The 10,855-nt window shown below is 61.4% G+C and carries 12 protein-coding genes; 7 read left to right on the top strand and 5 right to left on the bottom strand.

The features are described from left to right. The coding region (locus AAFX91_RS33785; RefSeq protein ID WP_394569452.1) for a hypothetical protein at positions 1-223 on the top strand (223 nt) is incomplete at its 5' end. A 36-nt stretch (positions 224-259) separates the two neighbouring features. Here AAFX91_RS33785 and AAFX91_RS33780 read toward each other — a convergent pair. Then, entirely contained in the window at positions 260-1,675 is a 1,416-nt protein-coding gene (locus AAFX91_RS33780; protein WP_394569451.1) for an FAD-binding oxidoreductase, read from the bottom strand. An 82-nt stretch (positions 1,676-1,757) separates the two neighbouring features. On the opposite strand from AAFX91_RS33780, the gene AAFX91_RS33775 reads away from it, so the two are divergent. Next, positions 1,758-2,273, top strand: coding sequence for a thioesterase family protein (locus AAFX91_RS33775; protein ID WP_394569450.1), 516 nt, complete (start codon positions 1,758-1,760; stop codon positions 2,271-2,273). Between the two features lie 89 nt (positions 2,274-2,362). On the opposite strand, the gene AAFX91_RS33770 is transcribed toward AAFX91_RS33775, so the two are convergent. The 4 genes from AAFX91_RS33770 to AAFX91_RS33755 all read right to left on the bottom strand — a co-directional run bounded on the left by AAFX91_RS33770 (position 2,363) and on the right by AAFX91_RS33755 (position 5,377). Beyond that, positions 2,363-2,536 carry a DUF1328 domain-containing protein gene (locus AAFX91_RS33770; RefSeq protein WP_282528341.1) on the bottom strand — a complete coding sequence of 58 codons (174 nt, stop codon included), beginning with the start codon at positions 2,534-2,536 and terminating at the stop codon, positions 2,363-2,365. Between the two features lie 171 nt (positions 2,537-2,707). Continuing rightward, the gene (locus AAFX91_RS33765; RefSeq protein ID WP_394569449.1) at positions 2,708-4,066 is read right to left on the bottom strand and encodes a phosphatidylserine/phosphatidylglycerophosphate/cardiolipin synthase family protein; all 1,359 of its coding nucleotides are present in this window, start codon (positions 4,064-4,066) and stop codon (positions 2,708-2,710) included. 51 nt (positions 4,067-4,117) lie between these two features. Continuing rightward, complete coding sequence (locus AAFX91_RS33760) at positions 4,118-4,363, bottom strand: hypothetical protein (RefSeq protein ID WP_394569448.1); 246 nt, start codon at positions 4,361-4,363, stop codon at positions 4,118-4,120. A gap of 27 nt (positions 4,364-4,390) precedes the next feature. Next, positions 4,391-5,377 (bottom strand): hypothetical protein, encoded by a 987-nt coding sequence (locus AAFX91_RS33755; RefSeq protein WP_394569447.1) that lies wholly within the window; start codon positions 5,375-5,377, stop codon positions 4,391-4,393. Between the two features lie 237 nt (positions 5,378-5,614). On the opposite strand from AAFX91_RS33755, the gene AAFX91_RS33750 reads away from it, so the two are divergent. The 5 genes from AAFX91_RS33750 (at position 5,615) to AAFX91_RS33730 (ending at position 10,719) form a co-directional block, all read left to right on the top strand. Then, positions 5,615-8,179 carry an ATP-dependent helicase gene (locus AAFX91_RS33750; protein ID WP_394569446.1) on the top strand — a complete coding sequence of 855 codons (2,565 nt, stop codon included), beginning with the start codon at positions 5,615-5,617 and terminating at the stop codon, positions 8,177-8,179. Between the two features lie 76 nt (positions 8,180-8,255). Next, positions 8,256-8,450 carry a type II toxin-antitoxin system HicA family toxin gene (locus AAFX91_RS33745; RefSeq protein ID WP_394569445.1) on the top strand — a complete coding sequence of 65 codons (195 nt, stop codon included), beginning with the start codon at positions 8,256-8,258 and terminating at the stop codon, positions 8,448-8,450. Between the two features lie 8 nt (positions 8,451-8,458). After that, entirely contained in the window at positions 8,459-8,749 is a 291-nt protein-coding gene (locus AAFX91_RS33740) for a type II toxin-antitoxin system HicB family antitoxin (protein ID WP_130578598.1), read from the top strand. Positions 8,750-8,873: 124 nt separating this feature from the next. Beyond that, on the top strand, positions 8,874-9,797 hold the full coding sequence (locus tag AAFX91_RS33735; RefSeq protein WP_394569444.1) for an ABC transporter ATP-binding protein: 924 nt from the start codon (positions 8,874-8,876) through the stop codon (positions 9,795-9,797). Between the two features lie 160 nt (positions 9,798-9,957). After that, on the top strand, positions 9,958-10,719 hold the full coding sequence (locus AAFX91_RS33730) for an ABC transporter permease (protein ID WP_130578600.1): 762 nt from the start codon (positions 9,958-9,960) through the stop codon (positions 10,717-10,719). Positions 10,720-10,855 lie beyond the last annotated feature (136 nt).

Raw genomic sequence — 10,855 nt, 5'->3', positions numbered from 1 at the left:
AACTTTGGAGACGGCGGACAAATACGGACACAGCCGCGCATTGGAACAGATTGGCAGCCCCGGAACCTTACCTGAACGGCCGTCCGAATGTCCGTTGGGGGTCATTCGCTACAGGGGCAATCCAGCGGCAAGTCCAGCCATGTCCGCTGTGACGCAGAAAGGCCGCGTGCTGGTCTTGCCGGACGGCCATATCGTTTCGCCTCGAAATTTACTCCGCGCATAACCGGCGTTGAAGCGCGTTGCGAAACGTATCCTCTGGCTACGCCGGCACGATCTTGCCCGGATTGAAGATATTCTGCGGGTCGAGCGCCTTCTTCAGTGCGCGCATGGCGTCGAGCGCCTCGGGTCCAAGCTCGGCTTCGAGATATTTCTGCTTGCCCTGCCCGATACCATGCTCGCCGGTGCAGGTGCCGCCCATCGCCTGCGCGCGCTCGACCAGGCGATGCATGAAATCCTCGCCGCGTGCCATCTCCTCGGCATTGTCGACGTCGCAGACCAGCGAGCAATGGAAATTGCCGTCGCCGACATGGCCGACGATCGGAGAGAGCAAATTGAGCCGCTTCAGATCCTCTTCGGTTTCGGTGACGCAATCGGCCAGCCGCGAGATCGGCACGCAGACGTCGGTCGCGACCACGCCGGAGCCGGGCCGCAGCGCCTTCACCGACCAATAGGCGTCATGCCGCGCCTGCCAGAGCTTTGTGCGGTCCTCCGGCTTGGTGGTCCAGGTGAAACCGAGCCCGCCGCATTCGGAGGCGATCTCCTTGAAGTTCTTCGACTGCTCGGCGACCTCGGCCTCGCTGCCGTGGAACTCGAGCAGCAACAGCGGCGTCTCCGGCAGCGTCAGTTTCGAATAGGCGTTGCACGCCTTCACCTGCGCCGCATTCAAGAGCTCGATGCGGGCGACGGGAATGCCGGTCTGGATCGCCAGGATCGTCGCCTGGCAGGCGCCGCGCACGGTCTCGAACGAACATGCGGCCGCCGCGATCGTGTCGGGGATGCCGCGTAGTTTGATTGTGAGCTCGGAGATGATGCCGAGCGTGCCCTCGGCGCCGACGAACAGATGCGTCAGGTCGTAGCCGGCGGAGGATTTCTTCGCCCGCGTGCCCGTGGTGATGATCTCGCCGTCGCCGCGCACGACCTTCAGCGCCAGCACGTTCTCCCGCATGGTGCCATAGCGCACCGCGTTGGTGCCGGAGGCGCGCGTCGAGGTCATGCCGCCGAGCGAGGCATCGGCGCCGGGATCGATCGGGAAGAACAGGCCCTGGTCGCGCAGATGCTCGTTGAGCGCCTTCCGCGTGACGCCGGGCTCGATCACGCAGTCGAGGTCCTCGGCATGCACGGCGAGCACGCGGTTCATGTCGCGCAGATCGATGCAGATGCCGCCGGCCGGCGCGTTCACCTGGCCCTCCAGCGAGGTACCGGTGCCGAACGCGATCACGGGAACGCGGTGTTTGGCACAGATCCGCACCACATCCTGGATGTCGGCGGTCTCCTGCGCCATCACCACCGCATCCGGCGGCTGCGGCGGCAGCCAGGTCGTGGTGTGGGCGTGCTGGTCGCGCACCGCCTGCGAGGTGATCAGGCGATTGCCGAAGCGCGCCGCCAGCGCGTCGATCGCGCGCTTGAGGGCCTGCGGCTCCGGACGCGCTGGATTGTTCGAAATCGTAGTCGCCACGTGAAATTTCCTCCCGGCTTCAGCCGACCGTGGCAAAGGTTATATAAGGGGTCAAGAGCACGACACAAACAAACAGGAATGCATGATGACGACCGTTAATGCCGCCAGGGACACGAAACTGCCCTCCGCCCCGTTCCTGTCCTCGGTGATGCAGGTCGAGCCGCAATGGATCGACTATAACGGCCACCTCAACATGGCCTATTACAACGTGATGTTCGACCGCGCCATCGACGAGATCTGGCTGCAGCTCGGCATCGGCCCCGCCTACAAGAAAGAGCGCCAAGGGTCGACCTTTACCGCCGAATGCCACGTGCGCTATTTGCGCGAGATCAATCTCGGCGATCCCGTCCAGGTCACGGTCTATCTGCTTGGCGCCGACGACAAGCGGCTGCACACCTTCGAGGAGCTGCGCCACGCGACGGAAGGCTGGATCTCGGCGACCTCCGAAAACATGTCGCTGCATATCGACATGAACTCGCGCAAGGTTGCCCCATTCCCATCCGATATCCGCGCCCGCATCAAGGCGATCGCAGATATCCATGCGTTGGTCCCGCGCCCCGAGGGCATCGGCCGCAGCGTGGCGATGCCCTCACGTTAGGAGCGCATGATCCGGAAAAGTGGGGACCGGTTTTCCCGCGACAAACGCCACGCGTTTGCGCAGAGATCATGCGCCAACCAAATATCCACCTAGACCCTTGAGCGGCCGCGCACCAAGCCGACGACTGCCGAGATCAGGAACAGGATGATGGCGATGAAGAAGATCGTCTTGGCGATCTCGATGGAGACGCCGGCGATGCCGCCGAAGCCCAGAACACCCGCGATCAACGCGATGATCAAAAACGTTACGACCCAGCTTAGCATGGCCAAACCCTCTGCTTTCCGTTTCCACCGACGCGATTGACCATCGCGCCAAACTCAAGGAAACAATCCGCCCAAAAAACGATGGTTCCGTGCGGTGGAAGCGCGAAATTTGCCGCTGCTCACGGAACAAAACCACGCTTTGGAGGCGGCAGGGTCGGGCCTTCGCTGCTGTTACACCTCCTGATAGTCGGCGGGAGCCACCCTGACGTATCCGCCGGCGCGCAGCGACTCAGGCTCAACGATCTCCTTGGCGGGAGCTGTCGGCGCATTGCGCGCAGTCTTCCAATCGCTCTCGAATATCTGCGTGAAGTAATCGCAGATGCCCGGATGAGAGAGCCATACGCCGGCCTCGCGATTCTTGGAGACGGCGGAATCGGACCAGTTCTGCGAACTGACCAGGACATCCTGGCCATCGACCAGGATCATCTTGTTATGGCAATGCACGAAGCGGGTCGTATCGATGTATCGTATGTTCTTGCCGGCCACGAGGCCGAACTGCTGCTTTAGCAGCGCCAGGTTTTTCTTCTCGGCGTCGAGATCCTCCTTGCCGAAGACCTTGCCGAGAATGATGCGGATATCCAGCTTCTTGTTCTGCTTTCGCGCGTCCGCAATTGCCGTCAGCAATTTCTGGATGTCAGGCTGCTTGCCACGAATGTATTGCTGCTCGATCAATACCGACTTCTTTGCCGCCCGAAGCTTCGCCGGGATCACCTGCATGTAGTTGTCCGGACTGAGGACCGGCTGGACGGCAAGCGGCTTGGTGAGCTTGAAAGTCTTGCTCGGAAACAGCTTGGCCGGGATCTTCGTCGGCGCCCGCTCGATCATGAAAGCGTTGGCCGCTGCAATGGCCTGAGCCAGCGCTTCCGGTCCCGTCAGCTCGAGATTCATGTCGCTTTCGAGAATGCCGGTGAAGAATTTCGAAAGCTTCCTGGAGCGGATCGCCAGGCCGGTGTCGCGATTGCCGGGCCGGAAGTGAGCGGGATCGCCGCCGTCCTTCACGTTGAGGGGTATGCTGTTCTCGCTGTAGTTACCGCTCTGCACGATGCACCATTCGCCATCGATGACGATCACCTTCTCGTGCGATGAGCTGAAGAAGTGCACCCGATGACTGGCGCACGATGGTGCCGGCACGCCGTCGACCCCGGCATCGTTCAGGTCGTCGAACAGCTCCTGCTCATCCTTGCTGTCGATATCGAGCATGAGCTTGACCTTGACGCCGCGCGCGAGCGCATCCAGCACGAGCTGCTTGATATACTCGGCGGAAAAGTCATAGATGCCGATCAGGATCGACCTCTTCGCATCGTCAAACAGCTTCTTGGTCACCGCGAAAGTCGAATCCGGCGAGCAATAGGCGATGATTTCCTGATCGACGTCGACTGCGGGAACCCTGACTTTCTCGTATTCTTCGAGATGGCAGTTGCGCGGAACCATTTCCGGCATGAAGACGTCGGTCCGGACCGGCACCACGCGATCGCCCTCGGCCCGAACGCTCTGCGGTTCGGCAAGAAACGGCCCTCGATGCTTGAGCATCGATTGGCGCAATACGAAGCTCGGCATTTTATCCCCCCATGTTTGCGAGAATCATTCCGGTTTGAAAGGCTCGCTCTTTACGCAGACCAGCGGCACCTGGACGTCCCCCTTTTCCGTCGCGACGGCAAGCGTGGGAGGCAGCGTCACGTTGGCTTCCGGAGCGACATGCGCGACGACGACCCAGCCGCGCTTGCCGTGATCCTTCCCCGCCTCCACGCCGATGGCATGGGCGCCGCATTTCAGCAGTTCGCGACTGTTGAGTTCGCGTGCCTTGTTGGCCTGTTGCTCGTTCGCCATCACCAATCCGCATGGCCGGTCCGCTTCTCATGCTTTCACGAAGCGGAACTTCAGCGCCTTCATGACCTCGGCAATCGGATTGAAGATACTCGCGGCACCCGACCCGGCAAAGTGCAAACCGACGATCTTCTTGCTTGCCTTGTCGACGATGATTGCGCCGGAATCGCCAGGCTTCGAATAATGCGTGCACTTCACCTGGTCCAGGAACCCGATCTTGCCGAGGCCCGGATAGGGCATGACGATCCTGAAGTGGACGTCCTGGACTTCGCCATCGGCATCTTCCGACGTCCGTCCGCGCGTGACGATCTTCATCCCGCGCACCGGATTGGTGGTCGCAAAGGGAGAAGCCGCTCCGCGTATGGAAAAATCTATCTTGTCGAGAAAGTCCTGATCGATCTCGGCGAGAGCCGCATCCACGCGGTTGAGAAAATCGTCACCGGTCTTGAACTTCAGGATAGCGGATAATGTCGCGACGACCTGATCCCTGCCGCCATTGTCGGACTCGCCGGGAAAGACGATCTTGTCGCCGACCTTCCCCAATCCGCTCTTGGCAAGCACGTGGGAATTGCTGAGCACGAACAGCTTCTTCCCCTTCTTGACGATCGCCCCAAGGGTTCCCGTATCCGTCAGATTTCCGATGCTATAGCCGCTGAGCAGCGGCGACTTCTGCTTGTTGACTTGGGGACGAACCTTTCCGATCGCCTGGACATCGGTGAATACCGCCTTGCGACCCGGCACACTCAGAACGGGAGGGATCATCTTCTGGCTCTTCATCCGGCTCTTGGCGATCTTCTTTTCGACGTAGAAGCACACGCTCAGTTCGCCGGTGTCTTTCTTCTCGGTGATCTTGTCCGCAATTCCGATGCCGACGATGTTGGGATCTTCGAAGACGGTCCGCACTCGCTCAACATGCCTTGCCTCAAGCAGCCCCAAGGATTCCGGCCGGGCTCCCTTCTCGCCGCTGACCAGGTTGAGCGCATCAAGCAGTTCCTTCGGAGTATCGTTCCTTGCCATGACGCCTCCCCCAGAGATGCAAGCCGGCGAATTCAACAATCTTGAGTTGAGATTCGCATTTTGGCAAGCCTACGCGCCCGCCAGTCAATCGAATCTTGATGAAACTATTGCGATCCCGGCTGGGCTTTTGGCGACGCCCGTGGCACGCCGAAAACCGGCCTTTTATTGGCCATGCTGCCCTCGCAAACCGGCGGCGCGAGTGCCATGTTATCGACTTGAGAATCAAGGACTTCGTTATTGACTGATCTGCGCAAGCCCCTGCCACACGCCCCTGCTCCGGCGGCCTCGCCAGTGCCCGGCGGCATCGCCGCACGCGCCCGTGCGGCGGCAAGCCCGCAATATCTCGCAGGGCTCAATCCGGAGCAGCGCGAGACGGTGGAGACGCTGGACGGTCCTGTGCTGGTTCTGGCCGGTGCCGGCACCGGCAAGACGCGGGTCTTGACTACCCGTATCGCCCATATCCTGAGCCAGGGCCGCGCACGGCCGCACGAGATCCTGTCGGTGACCTTCACCAACAAGGCGGCGCGCGAGATGAAGCTGCGGCTCGGCCAGATGCTCGGCCAGGCGGTCGAAGGCATGCCGTGGCTCGGCACCTTCCACTCGATCGCGGGACGCATCCTGCGCATCCATGCCGAGCTGGTGCAGCTCAAATCCAACTTCACCGTGCTTGATGTCGACGACCAGGTGCGGCTGTTGAAGCAACTGCTGCAGGCCGAGAACATCGACGACAAGCGCTGGCCGGCGCGGATGCTGGCCGGATTGATCGACACCTGGAAGAACCGCGGCCTGACGCCGTCACAGGTGCCGGCCGGCGAAGCCGCGAGTTTCGCCAACGGCAAGGGCGGCAAGCTCTATGCGAGCTATCAGGAACGGCTGAAGATCCTCAACGCTGCCGATTTCGGCGATCTCTTGCTCGAGAACATCCGCCTGTTCCGCGAGAACCCGGATGTGCTCAGGCAATACCAGAACCGCTTCAAGTTCATCCTGGTCGACGAATATCAAGACACCAACGTCGCGCAGTATCTCTGGCTGCGGCTGCTGTCGCAGGCGCCGTCGTCCAAGTCGGCTCCTCTCTCTACCGTCATTCCGGGGCGCATCGAAGATGCGAACCCGGAATCCGGAGATGAAGTGAACTCATCTCGAGATTCCGGGTCTGCGCTTTCAGCGCATCCCGGAATGACGGAGGTCACCTCTTCTGCATCCACTCCACCCAAGAACATCTGCTGCGTCGGCGACGACGACCAGTCGATCTACGGTTGGCGCGGTGCCGAGGTCGACAACATCCTGCGCTTCGAGCACGATTTTCCCGGCGCAAAAGTCATTCGCCTCGAACGCAACTATCGCTCGACCGGCCACATCCTCGCCGCCGCCTCGCATCTGATCGCGCACAATGAAGGCCGGCTCGGCAAGACCCTGCGCACCGAGGACCAGGATGGCGAGAAAGTCACCGTCACCGGCTCCTGGGATTCGGAGGAGGAAGCGCGCGGGATCGGCGAGGAGATCGAGGATCTGCAGCGCGCCGGCGAGAATTTGAACGAGATCGCGATCCTGGTGCGCGCCTCGTTCCAGATGCGCGAGTTCGAAGACCGCTTCGTCACGCTTGGCCTGCCCTATCGCGTGATCGGCGGTCCGCGCTTCTATGAGCGCGCCGAAATCCGCGATGCGCTGGCTTACCTGCGCACGATCAATTCACCCGCCGACGATCTCGCCTTCGAGCGCATCATCAATGTGCCGAAGCGCGGGCTCGGCGACGCCACCGTGCAGCTCTTGCACGACCACGCCCGCAAGCGCCGCATTCCGCTGTTCGAGGCCGCGCGCGCCGTAGCGGAGACCGACGAGTTGAAGCCGAAAGCGCGCGGGAGCCTCCGCGGTGTCGTGCAGCAATTCGACCGCTGGCGGGCGCAGAGCGAGGTGACCTCGCACACGGAACTGGCCGAGGTCGTGCTCGACGAGAGCGGTTACACCGAGATGTGGCAGAAGGACCGCTCGGCGGACGCCGCCGGCAGGCTCGACAACCTCAAAGAGCTCATTCGCTCGATGGAAGAGTTCGAGAACCTGCAAGGGTTCCTCGAGCACATCTCGCTGGTGATGGACCGCGACGGCGAAGCCGGCGACGAGGCCGTCTCGCTGATGACGCTGCATTCCGCCAAGGGCCTGGAGTTCGACAACGTCTTCCTGCCCGGCTGGGAGGAAGGCCTGTTTCCAAGCCAGCGCACGCTGGATGAGCAGGGCCGCGCGGGCCTCGAGGAAGAGCGCCGCCTCGCCCATGTCGGGCTGACCCGCGCGCGGCGCCGGGCAAAAATCTATTTCGCCACCAACCGCCGCATCCACGGCACCTGGTCGACCACGATTCCCTCACGCTTCCTCGACGAATTGCCGGCGCATAATGTCGAGATCACGGAATCCAAGGGCGGCTCCGGCTGGGGCGGCGCCGGCGGCTACGGCCCCTCGCGCTTCGACAATGTCGAAGCCTTTGGCTCCAGCTACACGACACCGGGCTGGCAGCGCGCCCAGGCCAACCGCGCCCGCAACCAGAACCGCGGCGGCTCGCGCGGCGGATTCGACGAGGAGCAATCGCCGTTCGGCGGTTTCGGCCGCAACAAGCGCGGCCCGATGGTGATCGAAGGCGAACTGGTGGCGAAATCCACCGGCACGGTTTCGGAATTTTCGCTCGATGACCGCGTGTTCCACCAGAAATTCGGCTACGGCCATGTGGTGAAGATCGACGGCAACAAACTCACCATCGCCTTCGAGAAGGCCGGCGAGAAAAAGGTGGTCGATAGTTTCGTGGAGCGGGTGTAAGAGGGTGTCCTGCGGGTCGCTCACTTAATGCCGGCAGAACAGGCTTTAAGGTCTACATGATCCAGGGTGGGGTTTCATGTTGACCAACAGCCGCGAGACCATACGCCGCCTGGAGCGGGAAGGATGGATACTTGTTCGCGTTACCGGTTCGCACCACGTGTTCAAGAATCCCATATCCGGCGAAACGCTGGTCATTCCGCACCCAAAGAAGGACTTGGGGAAAGGACTGATGCGCGCCATCTATAAAGGTGCAGGCTGGAAGCCCGATTGAGGTTGGCCATGGCTCACTACGTCGCGATTGTTGAGGACGCCGGACCCGAGCACAGCGTGGGTGTCTGGTTTCCGGATCTGCCCGGCTGCACTTCCGGCGGCGATGATATCGATGAAGCCTTGCGCAATGCGCCGGAGGCCTTGCAGCTCTATGCGGAAAGCCTTGAAAATGACGGCAAGTCGCTGCCGCGTCCGCGAACACTGACCGAGCTGAAGGCCGAGCCGGAGATCGCGAACGACATAAAGACCTATATGGTCGCCCTGATTGAATTACCCGCGCGCGCTCACGCGGCGGAGTGAACTGATCGTCGTTTCGACGGATTGCAGAACCAGCCAAGCGTACCTATGTACTGGCCGCCCCTCCTCTCGCGCGGCGCAACGTCGCGTTCCCTGTACTTTTCCCGCCAGCCCATCACCGTTAGCCATGTCGACGATCATTTCCGTTTCCAATCTCTCAAAAGTCTACGGCTCCGGTTTCAGGGCGCTGAACAAGATCAATCTCGATATCCGGCGCGGCGAGATTTTTGCCCTGCTCGGGCCGAACGGCGCCGGCAAGACCACGCTGATCAGCATCGTCTGCGGCATCGCCAATCCGAGTGAAGGCAGCGTCTCGGTCAACGGCCACGACATCATCAAGTCCTACCGCGCCGCCCGCGCGACGATCGGCCTCGTGCCGCAGGAACTGCACACCGATTCGTTCGAGACGGTATGGGCGACCGTGAGCTTCAGCCGTGGCCTGTTCGGCAAGCCGAAGAACCCCGCTCATATCGAGAAGGTGCTGAAGGACCTCTCGCTCTGGGAGAAGAAGGATTCCAAGATCATCACGCTGTCGGGCGGCATGAAGCGGCGCGTGATGATCGCGAAAGCGCTGTCGCACGAGCCGCAGATACTGTTCCTGGACGAGCCGACCGCCGGCGTCGACGTCGAGCTGCGCAAGGGCATGTGGGAAGTGGTGCGGACGCTGCGAGATGCCGGCGTCACCATCATCCTGACCACGCATTACATCGAGGAAGCCGAGGAGATGGCCGACCGCATCGGCGTCATCAACAAGGGCGAGATCGTCCTGGTCGAGGACAAGGCCAAGCTGATGGAGAAGCTCGGCAGGAAGCAGCTCAAGCTGCATCTGGCGCACAAGATCGACGCCATTCCGCCTGCGCTTGCGCCCTATCATCTCGTGCTCTCGGAAGGCGGCACCGAGCTGATCTATGATTACGACACCGCGGGCGAACGCACCGGCATCACAAGCCTGCTCGGCGATCTCCGCAACGCCGGAATCCGTTTCTCCGACCTCGAGACCAGCCAGTCTTCGCTCGAAGACATCTTCGTCAGCCTGGTGCAGCAAGTTTGAAGTTCGTATCAGGGTTTGCCGCACCCTCGTCATAGGAACTTCAAACTTTAATGCCGCACCAGAATCATAGATTTGCTAGCGCTCCTCTGATTTCGAAGTTCGCATTGGAGGCTCCGCGAACGCGTGCGAACTTCGAAATCAGAGCGCTAGTGAGGACACCATGAATTATCGGGCGATCCGCGCAATCTATTTGTTCGAAATGGCGCGCACCTGGCGCACGCTGTTGCAGAGCATCGTCTCGCCGGTGGTGTCGACTTCGCTCTATTTCGTGGTGTTCGGCGCCGCGATCGGCTCGCGCATCACGGAGGTCGAGGGCGTCAGCTACGGCACCTTCATCGTGCCCGGGCTCGTGATGCTGTCGGTGCTGACGCAGAGCATCGCCAATGCATCCTTCGGCATCTATTTCCCGAAATTCGTCGGCACGATCTATGAAATCCTCTCGGCGCCGATCTCCTATTTCGAGATCATCATCGGCTATGTCGGGGCGGCCGCGACGAAGTCGATCATCCTCGGGCTCATCATCATGGCGACAGCCGGATTGTTCGTGCCGCTGCACATCAATCACCCGATCTGGATGCTGACCTTCCTGGTGCTGACTGCCGTCACCTTCAGCCTGTTCGGCTTCATCATCGGCATCTGGGCCGATGGATTCGAGAAGCTGCAGATGATCCCGATGCTGGTGGTGACGCCGCTGACGTTCCTGGGCGGCAGCTTCTATTCCGTGAACATGCTGCCCTCGGGCTGGCGCACCATCACCCTGCTCAACCCCGTGGTCTACCTGATCTCGGGCTTCCGCTGGAGCTTCTATGGGATCGCCGATGTCGGCGTCGGCCTGAGTCTCGGCATGACCCTGGGCTTCCTCGCCACCTGCCTGGCGATTGTCTGGTGGATCTTCCGGACGGGCTACCGGCTCAAGCATTGATCGGCGTCGTAGCCCGGATGAAGCGCAGCGCAATCCGGGGACACTGCATCGGCGCATGCTGGAGTGCCCCCCAAAAGTGAGACACGGGAAATTAGGGACAGTTCTCTAACGGAGAACGTATGCCCAACAAATCCCC

Origin of the sequence: Bradyrhizobium sp. 31Argb (assembly GCF_043638955.1) — a bacterium.
In the GTDB taxonomy this organism is placed as follows: domain Bacteria; phylum Pseudomonadota; class Alphaproteobacteria; order Rhizobiales; family Xanthobacteraceae; genus Bradyrhizobium.
This window is presented reverse-complemented; position numbering and strand designations above follow the sequence as displayed.